The sequence below is a fragment of the Micromonospora sp. DT15 genome, from assembly GCF_049841475.1.
Lineage (GTDB): Bacteria > Actinomycetota > Actinomycetes > Mycobacteriales > Micromonosporaceae > Micromonospora.
This window is the reverse complement of sequence record NZ_JBNCKJ010000009.1, coordinates 296,985-312,563: the sequence shown is the minus strand read 5'-3', so window position 1 is coordinate 312,563 and position 15,579 is coordinate 296,985. Positions and strand designations below refer to the sequence as shown.

Annotated in this window: 16 protein-coding genes and 1 pseudogene; 9 read left to right on the top strand and 8 right to left on the bottom strand. The window is 70.5% G+C overall.

Annotation, left to right across the window (positions count from 1 at the left end):
- Positions 1-15 precede the first annotated feature (15 nt).
- Positions 16-1,308 (bottom strand): annotated as a pseudogene (gene kynU, locus ACLQ3F_RS21600) (kynureninase); the annotation flags it as partial.
- 17 nt (positions 1,309-1,325) lie between these two features.
- Positions 1,326-2,228, bottom strand: coding sequence for a tryptophan 2,3-dioxygenase (locus ACLQ3F_RS21595; RefSeq protein ID WP_357205438.1), 903 nt, complete (start codon positions 2,226-2,228; stop codon positions 1,326-1,328).
- 148 nt (positions 2,229-2,376) lie between these two features.
- Here ACLQ3F_RS21595 and ACLQ3F_RS21590 point away from each other — a divergent pair, with 148 nt between their 5' ends.
- From ACLQ3F_RS21590 to ACLQ3F_RS21580, 3 genes are all read left to right on the top strand, one after another.
- Positions 2,377-2,832 (top strand): Lrp/AsnC family transcriptional regulator, encoded by a 456-nt coding sequence (locus ACLQ3F_RS21590; RefSeq protein WP_357205412.1) that lies wholly within the window; start codon positions 2,377-2,379, stop codon positions 2,830-2,832.
- 234 nt (positions 2,833-3,066) lie between these two features.
- Positions 3,067-3,591, top strand: a complete 525-nt coding sequence (locus ACLQ3F_RS21585) for a hypothetical protein (protein ID WP_355008907.1) — start codon at positions 3,067-3,069, stop codon at positions 3,589-3,591.
- 75 nt (positions 3,592-3,666) lie between these two features.
- Positions 3,667-4,443, top strand: coding sequence for a class F sortase (locus ACLQ3F_RS21580; protein ID WP_425851065.1), 777 nt, complete (start codon positions 3,667-3,669; stop codon positions 4,441-4,443).
- Here the strand turns inward: ACLQ3F_RS21580 and ACLQ3F_RS21575 are convergent.
- Positions 4,386-5,159, bottom strand: coding sequence for a MerR family transcriptional regulator (locus tag ACLQ3F_RS21575; protein WP_425851014.1), 774 nt, complete (start codon positions 5,157-5,159; stop codon positions 4,386-4,388). The two genes, ACLQ3F_RS21580 and ACLQ3F_RS21575, sit on opposite strands and share 58 nt — an antisense overlap.
- Positions 5,160-5,213: 54 nt before the next feature.
- Here ACLQ3F_RS21575 and ACLQ3F_RS21570 point away from each other — a divergent pair, with 54 nt between their 5' ends.
- Entirely contained in the window at positions 5,214-6,794 is a 1,581-nt protein-coding gene (locus tag ACLQ3F_RS21570) for a DUF6194 family protein (RefSeq protein WP_425851013.1), read from the top strand.
- 15 nt (positions 6,795-6,809) lie between these two features.
- Here the strand turns inward: ACLQ3F_RS21570 and ACLQ3F_RS21565 are convergent, their stop codons facing one another.
- A complete protein-coding gene (locus tag ACLQ3F_RS21565; protein WP_030333470.1) occupies positions 6,810-7,346 on the bottom strand; it encodes an HNH endonuclease in 537 nt (178 codons plus the stop codon).
- A 462-nt stretch (positions 7,347-7,808) separates the two neighbouring features.
- On the opposite strand from ACLQ3F_RS21565, the gene ACLQ3F_RS21560 reads away from it, so the two are divergent.
- The 3 genes from ACLQ3F_RS21560 (at position 7,809) to ACLQ3F_RS21550 (ending at position 11,038) form a co-directional block, all read left to right on the top strand.
- The gene (locus ACLQ3F_RS21560; RefSeq protein ID WP_425851011.1) at positions 7,809-8,867 is read left to right on the top strand and encodes a mechanosensitive ion channel family protein; all 1,059 of its coding nucleotides are present in this window, start codon (positions 7,809-7,811) and stop codon (positions 8,865-8,867) included.
- A gap of 233 nt (positions 8,868-9,100) precedes the next feature.
- Positions 9,101-10,486, top strand: a complete 1,386-nt coding sequence (locus ACLQ3F_RS21555; protein WP_357202331.1) for an MFS transporter — start codon at positions 9,101-9,103, stop codon at positions 10,484-10,486.
- A gap of 123 nt (positions 10,487-10,609) precedes the next feature.
- Entirely contained in the window at positions 10,610-11,038 is a 429-nt protein-coding gene (locus tag ACLQ3F_RS21550) for a globin (protein WP_357202334.1), read from the top strand.
- Positions 11,039-11,059: 21 nt separating this feature from the next.
- Here the strand turns inward: ACLQ3F_RS21550 and ACLQ3F_RS21545 are convergent, their stop codons facing one another.
- The 4 genes from ACLQ3F_RS21545 to ettA form a co-directional block, all read right to left on the bottom strand.
- Positions 11,060-11,644, bottom strand: coding sequence for a YbjN domain-containing protein (locus ACLQ3F_RS21545; protein ID WP_355008914.1), 585 nt, complete (start codon positions 11,642-11,644; stop codon positions 11,060-11,062).
- Between the two features lie 131 nt (positions 11,645-11,775).
- On the bottom strand, positions 11,776-12,525 hold the full coding sequence (locus tag ACLQ3F_RS21540; RefSeq protein WP_425851009.1) for a hypothetical protein: 750 nt from the start codon (positions 12,523-12,525) through the stop codon (positions 11,776-11,778).
- Complete coding sequence (locus tag ACLQ3F_RS21535; protein ID WP_425851008.1) at positions 12,522-12,968, bottom strand: acyl-CoA thioesterase; 447 nt, start codon at positions 12,966-12,968, stop codon at positions 12,522-12,524. The genes ACLQ3F_RS21540 and ACLQ3F_RS21535 overlap by 4 nt, the downstream gene beginning before the upstream one ends.
- A gap of 12 nt (positions 12,969-12,980) precedes the next feature.
- On the bottom strand, positions 12,981-14,657 hold the full coding sequence (gene ettA / locus ACLQ3F_RS21530; protein WP_357202344.1) for an energy-dependent translational throttle protein EttA: 1,677 nt from the start codon (positions 14,655-14,657) through the stop codon (positions 12,981-12,983).
- Positions 14,658-14,866: 209 nt separating this feature from the next.
- Here ettA and ACLQ3F_RS21525 point away from each other — a divergent pair, with 209 nt between their 5' ends.
- Together ACLQ3F_RS21525 and ACLQ3F_RS21520 are read left to right on the top strand one after the other, a co-directional pair.
- Entirely contained in the window at positions 14,867-15,151 is a 285-nt protein-coding gene (locus tag ACLQ3F_RS21525) for a hypothetical protein (RefSeq protein ID WP_425851006.1), read from the top strand.
- A complete protein-coding gene (locus ACLQ3F_RS21520) occupies positions 15,148-15,540 on the top strand; it encodes a hypothetical protein (protein WP_393242248.1) in 393 nt (130 codons plus the stop codon). The genes ACLQ3F_RS21525 and ACLQ3F_RS21520 overlap by 4 nt, the downstream gene beginning before the upstream one ends.
- The last annotated feature ends 39 nt before the right edge of the window (positions 15,541-15,579 follow it).

The window sequence follows — 15,579 nt, the reverse complement described above, 5'->3', positions numbered from 1 at the left end:
CACAGAGGTCGCCCCCACCGTCGCGGCGAGCGCCGCGGCGGCCCGCCAGCAGTCGAGGTACGTGGAGTACAGCGGCACCGGGGCGAACCGCACGACGTCGGGTTCGCGGGCGTCGGCGATGACCCCGTGTTCGTACCGTAGGCGTTTGGTCAGCTCGGCGGCGCTGCCCGACCCGATGCGCACGGAGAGCTGGCAGCCTCGGCGGGCCGGGTCACGCGGGGTGACCACCCGCAGCGGCCGGCCGACGGTCACCTCGTCGAGCAGTGACTCCAGCCAGCCGGTGAGGCGCTGGCTGCGCGCGCGCAGCGCGGTCATTCCCACCGCGTCGAACAGCTCCAGCGAGGTACGCACCGGGCCCATCGCGAAGATCGGCGGGTTGGAGATCTGCCAGGCCTCCACAGTGGCCGGTGGTCGGGACACCGGCGTCATCTCGAACCGGGTGGCCGCCGCTGTGCTCCACCACCCCTCGAACCGCTGGAGGTTCTCGTCGCCGAGGTGGCGCTCGTGCACGAAGACGCCAGCGAGGGCACCCGGGCCGGAGTTCAGGTACTTGTAGGAGCACCACGCGGCGAAGTCGACGTCCCAGTCGTGCAGGTCCAGCGGCACGTTGCCGACCGCGTGGGCCAGGTCCCAACCGACAACCGCACCGGCGGCCCGGCCGGCAGCCGTGATCGCCGGGATGTCCAGCAGCTCACCGGTGAGGTAGTTGACCCCGCCGAGCAGCAGCAGCGCCACCCGGTCGCCCTCGGCGGCCAGGTAGTCGGTCACGTCCTCGGTGCGCAGGGCGTCCTCACCCTCGCGCGGACGCAACCGGACCACTGTGTCGTCCGGGTCCAGGCCGTGGAACCGGGCCTGGCTGCGCACCGCGTAGCTGTCCGAGGGGAAAGCGGCGTCCTCGATGACGATGCGGGTGCGCGCGCCGGCCGGTCGGTAGAAACTCACCATCAGCAGGTGCAGGTTGACGGTGAGCGAGTTCATCACTACGGCCTCCGCGGGCCGGGCGCCGACCAGTCGCGCGGCCGGCCCGGTCAACAGCTCGTGGTACGGCAGCCAGGGGCGCTCCGCCTCCAGGTGCCCCTCCACGCCGAGCCGCCCCCACGCGTCCAGGTCGGCCAGGAGTTCGTCGCGGGTGGCCCGAGGTTGCAGACCGAGCGAGTTGCCGGCCAGGTACGCCGACTCGGGGTGGTCGCCGCCGTCGGCCGGTGGCACGTGGAACAAATGCCGGTGACCGGGGTCGGCCTCGTCACGGCGATGCGCTTGCGCTTCGCCAGCGGCGAAGCCCAGCCGCTCAGCTTCTGGGGTCGTCATTGCTTCTCGCTCTCCGGTCACATCGCGGTGCGGGCCGACCATAGCTCCGGGAAGACCACCCGGGCCATGCTGCGCTGCAACCACGCCAGGCCGGCGGAGCCGCCGCTGCCGACCTTGGCGCCCATCGTCCGCTGCACCGCCTTGACGTGGTTCCAGCGCCAGTCGCCGAATTCCTCGGCGACAGCGCTCAGCGCCTCGCCGAGCAGCCGCAGGTGATTGTCGGGGCTGGCGTCGTCGTAGATTCGCACCCAGGCCGCCTCCACCAACGGGTGCGGGTCGTGTTCGACGGCCACGTCCCGGTCGAGCAGGTCGGCGGGGAGGTCGAAGCCGCGCCGGGCCAGCAACGCGAGCACGTCGTCCCAGAGGCTCGGGGTGGTCAGCGCGGCGCTCAGCTCGGCATGCACCTCGGCCTGCCGGCGGAACGGGCGGATCAGCGTCGGGTCGCGGAGCCCGAGCAGGAACTCCAACTGCCGGTACATCGCCGACTGGAAGCCGGAGGCCTCACCGAGCAGGTTGCGGAACCGGTTGAAGTCGGCCGGGCTCATCCAGCGCAGGCCCTGCCAGGCGGCGTTGAGCCCTTCCAGGTGCAGTTTGGCTCGGCCCAGCGGGGCCAACGCCTCCCAGATCTGGTCGGCGTGGATCAGCCGCTGGGTCTCGCGCAGCTCGTGGCAGGTCAGCCCGAAGTACAGCTCCATGATCTGGCTGACCATCAGGAAGGACATCTCGCCCGGGTCGCTGCTGAGCGGGTGCTGCATCTTGTGCAGAGCGCTGGCCTGCACGTACGCGTCGTACGGCACCATGTCGGCGAACTCCAGCGTCGGTTCGCCACCGGTGCGCTCCGCCTGCGCGACACGCTGCCCAGGGGTCACCGGTCGCACCGTGGCACGGCGGTTCGGCGCCCGCCGCTCCGTCTGATCCACCATCTCTTCTCCCTCCCCCGGACTAGCCGACGTCATGATCTCGCGGTCGGATCGGCCTGCGGAATGCCGAATCAACGGCTTCTGCCGGCTTCTCCTGGCAAACCAAAGGCAACTAGGCGAAGTCGGTTCACGAAAGTAAGGTCTGAGCGTGGACGACATGGACTGGGCGCTGCTGCGCGAGTTGCAGGCCGACGCGCGGCTCTCCTTCAGCGAGTTGTCCCGGCGGGTGCACCTGTCGCCACCGTCAGTCGCGGAGCGGGTTCGTCGGCTGGAGGAGGCCGGGATCATCACCGGCTACCACGCCCACGTCGACCTGAGTCGCGCCGGCCGCACCGTGGTCGCGCTGATACGGATGTCCTGCTACGGCGCGCGGTGCATCCTGCACGACCCGGCGGTGGCCGACTGGCCGGAGATCCTGGAGATCCACCGGATCACCGGGGACGCGTGCAGCGTGCTGAAGGTGGCGGCCGGTTCGATCGGCGCGTTCGAGGGGGTCATCGACCGCCTCGCCCCGTACGGCCAACCGTCGAGCACGATGGTCCTCTCCTCCCCCCTGAACTGGCACCCCGTCACACCCCTCCCCCTCCCGCCCCCGCCCCGCTGACGCAACCCCTCCCTCCCCGCGCCCCTCCCCGCCCCCTCCACTGCGGCGATCTTGCAGTTTCTGCTGCCCTTATGTCCTTTGTGCGGGCATTCGTCGGTACAGAAAGTGCAAGATCGCGGGTTGGGGCGGTCGGGTGAGCGCGAGGGCCGGGCGGGTTTGGCTTCGGGGTGCGGGGAAAGCAGCGCGCGTGCCCAGGGGAGGGTTCCGGCGGTAGTCGCCGGTTGGGGGGAAATCATGCAGGCAGTCCGCACGATCAACCGCGCGCTCTCGTCCGCACTGACACTGGTGGGACTGGTCGGGGCGTTCGTCCTGTTGTCGGTCGCACCGGCGCGAGCCGGCGAGAACGTCTTCGTCGAGGTGACACCCAACAGCGTCCAGGCCGGCAGCCGGGTCAGCATCAAGGCGAGCTGCGACAACGACAACAACAACAGGCAGTCCAGCGTGCACTCCGACGCGTTCGGGTCTGTGACGCTGAGACCCGACAAGGGCTTCCTCACCGCGCAGGCCACTGTTCCGCGCGACAAACCGGCCGATCAGTACCCGGTCGACCTGCGATGTGAGAACGGACAGACGTCGTCGACCACGCTGACCGTGCTGAACATGGCCTCACCCAGCAAGGGCCCGGCGACCGGTGGCGGTGGGATGGCCGGCGGGCGCGGCACCGGCTCGCTGCTGGTGTTCGGTGGCGTGGCGTTGGTGGCCACCGCGATCGTGCTCGGGATGGCCGGCGGCCGACGTCGCCCGGGAGCCGGCTCCTGAGCCGGATCACCCATGACCCGCAGATCCGCGCGTGCGCGGCCGGACCGCCGCGCCCGCCTCCGGGCCGGGCCGGCGCTGCGCGCGTCCGGCCGGCTGGTGGCCCGCGTCTCCGGACGGCTGCGACGGGTCGCCGGGCAGGCCGTTTCGGCGAGCGTCACCACCACCGATCCGGCCGCCCGTCCGCTGCCGCCGCGACGTCCGGCCGGGCCGTCGTCGGCCCGCCACCGGTTCGTCACGAGCCCCGGGTTGCCGGTGCTGGCCATCGCCACGCTGATGGTGCTGATCGTGGCGATGCTCGGCGTCGAGCAGGTGACCGGGATGAGCCTGCTGCCGGATCGGCTCAGCGCCGGGCTGCGACCGCCGCCGAAGAAGTTCCCGGTGCTGCCGGCCGCCGACCCGACCAGCCTCGTCATCGACAAGATCGACGTACGGGCGCCCGTACACGACGTGGGTATCGCCCCGGACGGCACGATCGCCGTGCCGGACGCGGCCCGCGCCCAGGAGGCCGGCTGGTACGACCAGGGGCCCACCCCGGGCCAGTACGGTCCAGCCGTGATCGTCGGGCACGTCGACACCACCAGCGGGCCGGCGGTCTTCCACAAACTCCGCGAGCTGCGCTCCGGTGACGAGATCGAGGTCACCCGCACCGACCAGCGCGTGGCGGTCTTCGAGGTCAACTCGGTGGAGAAGTTCGACAAGGGCCGACTGCCGGTGGACGAGGTCTACGGCGACTTCAGCCGCCCGAGCCTCCGACTGATCACCTGCGGCGGCCAGTGGGTCGGCGGCGAGACCGGCTACGCGGACAACGTGGTGGTCTTCGCCTCGCTGGTCAAGGAGCGTTCAGGCGGTTGACCGGCGTCGACGTATTCGGCGAGCCGGGCGGCCCCGGTGAGCATGGCCCGGCCTCGCTCGGTGAGCCGTTGCCGCCACTGACGCAGCGAGGCGGCGAGCGGTTCCGCGCCGCCGGCATCGCGTACTCGACGCAGCACGCCCGCGATGTGGTCGAGCCGGTAGCCACCGCGGCGCAACAGGTGGGCCAGTTCGGCGTCCCGGACGTCGTCGGGGAGGTAGAGCCGGTAGTGGGTCACCGGATCACGTACCGGTCGCAGCACCCCGGCCCGCTCCCATTTGCGCAGCGTGGCCGCCCGCAGACCGAGCCGGTGAGCCACCACGCTGATCGGCACGGCTTTCTGGCTCTGCGGTAGGGGTCTCGTTCCGGTGAGCGTCAACACCGCCGCCTCGACCGCGTCCAGGGTTTCCCGATCGCGCTGGAGCAGCGCATGCCCCTGGTCGATGGTTCGCAGCGCCGTGTCGATCTCGCCCCGGTTGACGGCCCGCATGATGTCGCCGCTGGCCGCGTAGCCGTGGCCCGGGATCAACGCAAGGTAGGCACGCAGCGCCGTGACGTGCAGTTCGGTGAAGCGACGGTAGCCGTTCGGCGTGCGCTGGGCCGGGGGCAGGACGCCGTCTCGTTCGTAGTTGCGCACGGCCTGCGCGGACAGACCGTGTGCACGCGCGAGGTCGACCGGTCGGCGTACCCCCGGGTTTGAAGGTTTTGTGGCTGTCACCGCGCTCCGCCGCTCGTAAGTCTCAACCGCTGATTCAACGATACGGTTCATGGAATGCCACCTTTTCTCGACCTGCTGGCGGTTACCCCGGACCTGCTCGCGCTCGGCGAGCCGACGCACGGTGAGTCCGCCTTCCTCCAGCTCCGCAATGAGGCCTTTCTGTCGCTGGCCGAGCACGGCTACCGCTCGATCGCCGTGGAGAGTGACCGGACGGCCGGGCTGATCGCCGGCGAGTTCGTGCAGGGCGTCGCGGCTGTGACACTCGACCGGGCGCTCGCCGACGGGTTCAGCCACGGGTTCGGGGCGGCCCCGGCCAACCGTGACCTCCTGCTGCGGATGCGGGAGTGGAACGCCGGGCGGCCCGTCGCCGAACGCCTGACATTCCACGGCTTCGACGCTCCGGTCGAGTTGGAGAGCGCCCCGAGCCCGCGCCGCCACCTCACCCAGGTCTGCCAGTTCCTCGACCTGGACCGGGCCACCGAGATCGACGACCTGATCGGGGACGAGGGACGGTGGAGTGACACGGCCGCGATCTGGGAACCGGGCCGATCGGTCGGGCGCTCGACCGACGCCCAGCGACTGCGGGTGCTCTCCGACGACCTGCTGACCGAGCTGTACCTGCGGGCGCCGTCGAGGTCGGCGGGCTGGCAGACGGCGTTCGCGCACGCCACGGCCGCTGTCGCGTTGCTGCGTTACCACGCCGCGGCCGCCGCACCACTGGCCCAGGAGGAACGCTTCGCCCGCCTGGCCGGAGTTCGGGATGCGCTGATGGCCGAGAACCTGCTCGCGATCCGATCGGTCGAGGCGCACCGTGGGCCCACACTGGTCTTCGCGCACAACACGCACCTCCAGCGCCACCCGAGCACCATGACGCTGGCCGGCAAGCAGATGTCATGGGCCGGCGCTGGCGCGATCATCGCGTCGTTGCTGGGCGACCGGTACGCCGTGATCGCCGGCAGCCTCGGCGCGAGCCCGGCACTCGGCATCGGGCCGCCAGCCGCCGACACCTACGAGGGCCGACTCCAGCAGGAGAGCAGCCTTCCCCGGTACCTGCCGACGTCCGACATCGAAGCGGCCGAGCAGCGCACGCACGACTACCGCTACTTCCCGCTGGACCGGGCCGCCATCGACCACGCCGACGCGGTCCTGCACGTCCCGACCGGTGTCGACACGGCCGTGCTCGCCGATCGGATCGCCGCACTGCCCGACGTCGAGCAGCTCGTGGCGAGTGACGAGAACGGGTCCCCCGAGGCGGCCTGGGGCGACCGGTTCTTCTTCGTCGGCCCGGACCGCCGCCAGCCGTTCGCCACCATCGTCGAACATGACGTGCCCGGCTTCGACGAGGCCGCACAGCTTGACCGCCCCGGCGTCTTCCGCCTCAACCTGGACCTGGGCCGGGCCGAGTTCGAGCGCCTGTTCGGCTTCCCGCCAAAGGCGTTCGAGGAGCACCGGCACGAGTTCGACTTCGCCCGACTGGACACTCTCGTACCGCACCCGGGCTACGCCCAGTACGGCTTCGCCAGCATCGTCATGCCCGGTCCGCACCTGCTGCCCGAGGTGGATCGGCTGCTGAAGATCGCGCACGACCGTGCCGTGCGTCGCCACGAGCGGGCGGCCCGGCGGACCGCCGGGTAGCGCGACCGACCGGAGTCAGGCGGCTGCCTCGGGCTCCCGCAGGTCCAGCCAGTCGGCCCAGCGCGGGTCGGGGGCGCGATGGCCCAGCACCCGCCAGGCGGTGCCCTTCGGGGCGGCCGGCAACGCGTGTAACCGCCAGCCCATCTCGGCCGGGGTCTTGTCGCCCTTCGTGTGGTTGCACCGGGCACACGCGGCGACCACGTTCTCCCAGGCGTGCCGGCCACCCCGGCTGCGCGGAAAGACGTGGTCGATGGTCTCCGCCGGGCCCCGGCAGTAGGCGCACCGCCACCCGTCCCGGGCGAAGATCGCCCGACGGGACAGCCCGACATGCGTTCGGTACGGCACCCGGACGAAGCGCGTCAGCCGGACCACTGACGGCACCGGGAGCGCGTCCCGGGCGCTGTGCAGGATGCCGTCACCGTCGGCGACGCAGACCGCCTTGGCGGAGAGGACGAGGATCGCGGCGCGACGCACCGACACGACACACAGCGGCTCGTAGGTGGCGTTGAGGACCAACGCGCCGGAGCCCACCGTGGGTCGTATGTCAGGCATCGCGCTCACCCTCCCGGTTCAGCGGCTGCTGGGGACCGCCGTCGACCGGGGCCGGGCACAAGGGCCCACACGGTCGACGCCGGGCCGATCACCGACGTCCGTTGCGCCAATAGTCCCTGATCGGACCCCGGATTGCACGTACTAATCTCCGTTCTGGTAAGCGGATCACCCACGCCGGGACGCGATAGATGCCGAACCCACCGCTTCGGCCGGGTTGCGACCGCGTACGCGTCGTCGAACTCGGCCGCACCGTCCAGAACCGCTCCACACGACTGGCACCTCAAACCGGTTTCGTCGGTGCGCCGCGGCGGGGTGTCACCGCACCAACAGGCGGTAGCCGATCGCAGCCGAGAAGAGCGCGAACAGACCCCTTCGGGTCGACGCGCACGCTCCACCTCTTTCTCGCGCTGCTCGCCACGCCGGTCCGCCGGCTGGTGGGTCGGCGGCGGACGCTCGGGCTCCTTGCGGTACGAAGACATAGTGAGTGCCGCCAGCGTGACGCCCCTAGCCCTGTCCGACGCCGTCTCGGTGAGCTGCCAGGGCAGCACCTCCTGCGAGTGGATCTACCGGATCACCGGGTCGTCCTGGTTCGCCGAGGGAAGCTACTGGATCCTGCTCAAACCGCTTCGGGTGCTGCTGATCCTGGCCCTGGCGATGGTGGCCCGCTGGGCGCTGCACCGGACGATCAACCGGTTGGTCCGGACGACCACCGACGGCGCGGTGCCGACGATGCTACGGCCGCTGCGCGAGCGCGTACCCACCGCCGCGGTCGACCCGGCCGAGTTCGTGCCCGAGCGACGGAGGCAGCGGGCCGAGGCGATCGGGTCGGTGCTACGCAGCCTGACCACCGCGTTCGTCTTCGGCATCGCGCTGCTGATGATCCTGCGGGAGTTCAGCTTCGACCTGGCCCCGCTGCTGGCCAGCGCGGGGATCGCCGGTGTGGCGCTGGGCTTCGGTGCGCAGAGCCTGGTGAAGGACCTGATCGCCGGCCTCTTCATGCTGATCGAGGACCAGTACGGCGTGGGTGACAACGTCGACCTGGGCGAGGCGATGGGCGTGGTCGAGTCGGTCGGCCTGCGGGTCACCACAGTGCGCGACGGCCGCGGCGTGCTCTGGTACATCCGCAACGGCGAGATCATCCGGGTGGGTAACAAGAGCCAGGGTTGGGCGCTCGTGGTGGTGGACCTGCCGATCGGCTTCAACAGCACCGAGGAAGCGACGGCGGTGCTACGGACCGCGGCCGCCTCGGTCGCCATGGACCCGGAGCTGTCGCCGGAGATCGTGGAGGCGCCCGAGGTGCTGGGTGTCGAGCAGGTGACTGTGGACGGCGCTGTCATCCGCACAGTGGTGAAGACGACCGCTGACGGGCAGTTCGCGGTGGGCCGGGAACTGCGTCGGCGTCTCGCCGAGGCGCTGGAGAATTCGGGGATCACCGCGCAGATCGCAGCGGCCCGCATCTATCCCGGTCTGTCGACCCGGCCGTTGTCCGAGGGCGAGACCGGTCAGGGCGGCGCCACCTGACACCGCCCACATTGTCCGGCAATTCAGGGGTCGCGAGCCGGCCGGCCCCTCGGGTATCGTCCGTTCGTTCAGTCGGGGAGGCGACGAACGACCCGTTCGACCTAGCTAGTTGTCAGACGATCGGGCAGAATCCGGAGCACGCGTTCCCACCGAAGCGTGATCACAACCTCGCTGATCCGTAGATCTGACGAGCGCTTCCGACCGGGCTGCCACGAGCGGCCGAGCCGGGGCCGATGGAGGCGACGGTGCCTGACGAGCGACCTTCCGCGGAAGGCCCCGCTACATTCCGCGACGTCTTCGGCCAGCACGAGTTCCGGGCCGTGTTCGTGGCTGGTGCTCTCTCCTGGGTCGGCGACTACGTCGCGAAGGCCGCCGTCACCCTGCTCGTCTATCAGCAGACCCGGTCCGTCGCGCTCTCCGCGGCTGCCTTCGCGGTCAGCTTCCTGCCCTGGCTGCTCGGCGGTCCCGTGCTCGCCGCACTCGCTGAGCGGTACCCGTTCCGACGGGTGATGGTGGCATGCGACCTCATCCGGATGGCGTTGATGCTGGTCATCGCCATTCCGAGCCTGCCGTACCAGGCGGTGCTGGTGCTCATCTTCGCCGCCACGCTGGCGAACCCGCCGAGCCAGGCGGCGAAGTCCGCGCTGATCCCGCAGTTGCTCACCGGGGACCGGCTGGTGCTGGGGCTGTCGCTCAACGGCAGTGTCGGGCAGGCCGCCCAGGTCGTCGGGTACGTCTTCGGCGCCGCTGTCGCCGCTGTCGACCCGGAGGCGGCGCTGCTGTTCAACGCGGTCACGTTCGGTCTCTCGGCGCTGCTGGTTCGCCTCGGCGTACGCCACCATCCGGCGATGATGAACCCGGAGCACCGCAGCCACCTGCTGCGGGAGACTCGGCAGGGGTTCGGCATCGTGTTCCGCACACCGGTGCTGCGGGCCATCGCGGTGCTGGTGTTCAGCTCGATGCTCTTCTCGATCGTTCCCGAGGGTCTGGCCGCGGCCTGGGCCAACGAGGAGAGCCGCGGCGCGGTGAGCGCGGGCACCGCACAGGCGGCGATCATGGTGGCGAACCCGATCGGCTTCATCCTCGGTGGGTTGCTGGTGAGTCGCCTGTTCGGCCCGGCTCGCCGACTGAAGCTGATGCGGCCGCTCGCGGTGCTCGCCCCGTTGGTGCTCGTACCGGTGCTGCTCGACCCCCCGCCGCTGGTGGTGGCACTGCTCGCCGCGCTCTGCGGGTTCGCGGTCGCCGGCATGATGCCGATGGCCAACGGGTTGTTCGTCCAGGCGCTGCCCAACGGCTTCCGAGCCCGCGCCTTCGGGGTGATGGCCACCGGCATACAGGTCATCCAGGGCCTCGCGGTACTGGTCACCGGGATGCTCGCCGAACGGTTCCCCATTCCGATCGTGGTGGGGGTCTGGAGCGCAGCCGGGGTGGTGCTGATGACGGTGGCCACGCTGCGGTGGCCGGACCGGCAGACGGTGGACGACGCGATCACTGCCGCCTCGTTGGCCAACGCCGCTCCGCCATCCTCCGGCCTCGGCGACCCGGCCAGCGACCGCCCGGTGGAAGGCAGGCCCAACCCGCATACCGGTGACGGCCACCGCCGGCACGCTGTCACCTGACCCGTCGAACCGACCTTCGCCCGGGCAGGCCGGGTGGCGACATTCGGGCTTGTCGACCCGGCGTGATCCGACCCACGCTGTGCGGGTCGGGTCGGCACCGGACGCACCTGGCAGGATGGAACTGTGACTTCCGCAGGTGAATCCGACCGTCCCGGTGCGTCGATGACCCTCTTCGAAGCGGTCGGCGGCGAACCCACCTTCCGCAAGCTGGTCGACGAGTTCTACGCCGGGATCGCCACCGACCCCCTGCTGCGACCCATGTACCCGGAGGAGGACCTGGGCCCGGCCGCGGACCGGATGACCCTGTTCCTCATGCAGTACTGGGGCGGGCCCAACACGTACTCCGCTCAGCGGGGGCACCCTCGGCTGCGGATGCGCCACGCGCCGTTCCGGATCGGAGCGGCCGAACGGGACGCCTGGCTGCGCAACATGCGCCGGGCCGTGGACCGGCTCGACCTTGAGCCGGAGATCGCCGTCACCCTCTGGGACTACCTGGAGCGGGCCGCGTACTTCATGGTCAACGTCGAGGACGACCCGGCCAACGGCGGCTGACCCACAGCACCCGGAGCGGCGTCAGAGCAGCGCGCCCTCGTCGTGCAGCCAGTCCACGAAGCTGGTGGCGACCGCCGCGCCGCAGTCGAGCATCTCGACCAGGAGCGCGTCGTGGGTGCCGGCACCCAGGGGCACCTGAAGCTCGGCGTAGATCGGTAGCTGACCGCGCTCGGTCGGGTCACCGATGTACGCCTTGCAGAACCGGCGGGTGTGGTTCCACTCGTTGACCACCCGGTACGCCCGGTCGGCCCAGTCCGGCGGGACCGTGGCGTGCGGGCGTGCCCGCATGACCAGGATCTCGTCCTCCGGCCCTTCGAGGGTGACCAGCACCGCGTGCCGCTCCCACATCGCCAGCAGGTTGCCGTCGCCGTCGGCCAGGTAACGCACGTCGAGCAGATCGAGCGCGTCACAGACCCGGCGCAGACTCACCGGCTCGACGGTGGCGGGCGTATCGGTCAGCACGGGCCGCTCGTTGGACGGGCAGTCGTCCCCCGGCTGGCGAGGACTGGGCGGCCCGATCCGGACCGCGCTATCGACTGTGATCCCGCTTCGGGTTTCCGGTTCGCCGCCGTCGGCGGGACCGGGGCGCCATGACCACCACGGCATCGCTCGCGCACCTCACTCCCCAGCGGATCCAGTCGCCTACGGTGCGTTGGATCCGAGGATGGACGGTACCCGGACAGCCGGGTTGAAGCACCCCCCCAACGACCGCCCCTGACCAGAAGAATGATCCGGGATCACCCGTTCGGACGAGCACTCAGGGGTGTCACGACAAGATCCGTGGCCTTCTGCAACCATGCCGCTCCGTGTGGTCCCACCAGGCCCACCCAACGGCCGGCCACCCGCACCTGAACGGCGTCCCCGCCCTCGCCGGCCGCCGAGCCGTGGGCGGCACCGAGGAAGCCCATCCGGACCACCCCCTGCACCAGCCGCTGCGGCACCTCGACCGGCGCGGCAGGCGTCCCGTCGGGCGTCCCGTCCGGGGTGATCAACACCGCCACGTGGTCGAGCAACGCGTCACGCAAAGCCCGCTGGCCCACGGCACGGCCGGCCACACCCTGCTCGCTCGCCGTCCGCAGGGTGCCCGCCGCCGCGTCGGCGATCCGTCGCAACTCGGCAACGGGCAGCGCCTCCACCTGGCGGCTCCGCGCCGGCGGCAGCGGCCACCGCCACTGGGCGTCCCGGCGGGTCGGCAGGGTCGCGCCGCTCCGCTCCAGTTCGGCGAGCAGCTCCGCGGCCGCCACAGTGACGTCCTCCGCGACGCCGTCGGCCGGCCCACCGGCAACCGTGCGGACCACCAGGACCTGCCACGGCAGCCGGGCCCACAGGGCGATCCGGCCCGGTGCGCCGGCCGGCCGCAGCCGGACCGGTGCGACCGGATCCAACCGGACAAGCCGGGCCAGGAAGGCCCCCGCGTCCGCCACCCCTTCGACACCGTGGGTGGGCGCCGCCGTCCGGCCCGGCTCGGCGGTGCCGGGCCGGGTCACGCCACCCCGCCCTGCGGCGCGTACGTGAGCAGGAAGTCCCGCTCCTCGCTGGTGATCCGCCGGGGCACCTGGCGGGTCAGGTCGAACGGCACCAGCACCGAGCGGGCCCGGCTGGCCAGCACCTCACCGTCGTACAGCTCGTAGGCGACGGTGAACCGGGAGGCCCGGATCTCCTCCACCCACAGCTCGATCCGCACTGTGGGGGCCGCCTCCGCGGTGGCCCGGCCGAGCGCGTAGTCGACCGGACGCAGGTAGTCGACCTCGTGCCGGCGGATCACCACCCCGTCGGCGAACGAGCCGACGCCCCAGGCCCGGCCGCCGGCGAACATCAACGCCACCCGCACCTCCTCGTACAGGGTGAGGAAGCGCGAGTTGTTGACGTGGCCGTACGCGTCCAGGTCGGACCAGCGCAGGGTGCAGTGGTAGACGAAGCGGTCAGACACCTTCTCGGCCGGTCAGTCGCGGGTCAGCTTGCGGTAGGTCACCCGGTGCGGCCGGGCGGCCTCCGCGCCGAGGCGGTCGACCTTGTTCTTCTCGTACGCCTCGAAGTTGCCCTCGAACCAGAACCACTTGGACGGGTCCTGGTCGTCGCCCTCCCAGGCCAGGATGTGCGTGGCGACGCGGTCCAGGAACATCCGGTCGTGGGAGATGACCACGGCGCAGCCGGGGAACTCCAGCAGGGCGTTCTCCAGGCTGGACAGCGTCTCCACGTCCAGGTCGTTCGTCGGCTCGTCGAGCAGGATGACGTTGCCGCCGATCTTCAGGGTCAGCGCCAGGTTGAGCCGGTTGCGCTCGCCGCCGGAGAGCACCTTGGTCGGCTTCTGCTGGTCCGGGCCCTTGAAGCCGAACGCGGCGATGTACGCCCGCGACGGCATCTCGACCTTGCCCACCATCAGGTAGTCCAGCCCGTCGGAGACGACCTCCCAGACGGTCTTGTCGCCGTTGAGGCCCTCACGGTTCTGGTCGACGTACGACAGCGAGACGGTGGGGCCGACCCGGACCTCGCCGCTGGTCGGCTCCTCCAGCCCGACGATGGTCTTGAACAGCGTGGTCTTGCCGACGCCGTTAGGACCGATGATGCCGACGATGCCGTTGCGCGGCAGCGAGAACGACAGGTTGTCGATCAGCAGCCGGTCGCCGAAGCCCTTGCTGAGGTTGTTCGCCTCGATCACCGTGCTGCCCAGGCGCGGGCCCGGCGGGATCTGGATCTCCTCGAAGTCCAACTTGCGGGTCTTCTCCGCCTCGGTGGCCATCTCGTCGTACCGGTCGAGGCGGGCCTTGGACTTGGTCTGGCGGGCCTTGGCGTTGGAGCGGACCCACTCCAGTTCCTCGGTGAGGCGCTTCTTCATCTTGGCGTCGCGGCGACCCTCGACGGCCAGCCGGGCGGCCTTCTTCTCCAGGTAGGTGGAGTAGTTGCCCTCGTACGGGTACGTCCGGCCACGGTCCAGCTCGAGGATCCAGTTGGCCACGTTGTCGAGGAAGTACCGGTCGTGGGTGATCGCCATGACGGTGCCGGCGTACTTCGCCAGGTGCTGCTCCAGCCAGGAGACGCTCTCCGCGTCCAGGTGGTTGGTGGGCTCGTCGAGCAGCAGCAGGTCGGGCGCCTCCAGCAGCAGCTTGCAGAGGGCCACCCGGCGACGCTCACCACCGGAGAGCTGGGTCACGTCGGCGTCCGGCGGCGGGCAGCGCAGCGCGTCCATCGCCAGTTCGAGCTTGGAGTCGACGTCCCAGGCGTCGAGGTGGTCGAGCTCCTCCTGGAGCTTGCCCATCTCCTCCATCAGCTCGTCGGAGTAGTCGGTGGCCATCTGCTCGGCGATCTTGTTGAACCGCTCCAGCTTGGCCTTGGTCTCGGCGACCGCCTCCTCGACGTTGCCGAGCACGGTCTTGGCCTCGTTGAGCGGGGGCTCCTGGGCGAGCATGCCGACGGTGTAGCCGGGCATGAGTCGGGCCTCGCCGTTGCTCGGCTTGTCCAGCCCTGCCATGATCTTGAGGAGGCTGGACTTACCGGCGCCGTTCGGACCGAGCACACCGATCTTGGCTCCCGGCAGGAAGCTCAACGTGACGTTGTCGAGCACGACCTTGTCGCCGTGCGCCTTGCGCGCCTTTTCCAGGACGTAGATGTACTGGGCCACGGTGCGGGCTACCTCCGTCGGTTGCTGTCGCTGATCGGCGGCGCGGCGCGGGCTGCGAGGACCGCCCGCCGCCGCCGGCCGGGAGCCGGCCGCGCGCACGCCATCGTCAATCCTGACAGGTACGGCGCGCTTCGCCCACATCACCCCGCCCCAGGAGTACGCGGGCGCGCCTCCTTGCCAGAGCCGGTAAGGCAAATTACGGTTTCGGTATGACCAAGAAGATCACCATCAGCCTGCCCGATGACCTTGCGGATCGGCTGGCTGAGGAGCCGAACGCCTCTGCCTATGTCGCGGAGTCCCTCCGACGGCGAGTGGCCGGGGAGAGGACGCGTGAGATCCTTCGACGGGTCGGTTTCGAGATCACTGATGAGGGCGTAGCGCGGGTACACGCCGAGATGGAACAGTTGAGGGCGAGCATCACCCCCGAACTGCGCGAACAGGCGGCCCAACTCCAGGCCGAAGTCTTGGCGGCACGCGCGAGAGCCAGTCGATGACGGGCTACGGCTTGGCGTTGGACGCAACCGCCCTGCTGGCCTATTCGTCGTCGGAACGGGATGTCGGTCATCGCATCGCGGAAGCCGCCGACTATGGCGTCCATGTGCTGGTGCCGGCACTCTGCCTCGTCCGCGCGCACCAGGAGGCCACTCCCGGCCAGTGGGAGATGCTCGAAGTGCTCGCCGCGTTGCCGCACATCCGGGTAACCCCGGTCGAGCCGAACATGTGCTCGTTTCTCGGCGGATGGTCACGCCGAATGGCCGGGCACACGGACCTAGCCCAGCTGGCGATGGACGCCGCCGCCCACCCCCTCGTACCGATCATGACGGACCGGCGGGAGTTGCTCGGCGAGGTGCTGCCCAAGGAATGGCCGATCATCGACCTCTGACCAGCGCGCTTGTCGACAAGATCACCTTTAGGATTCGGT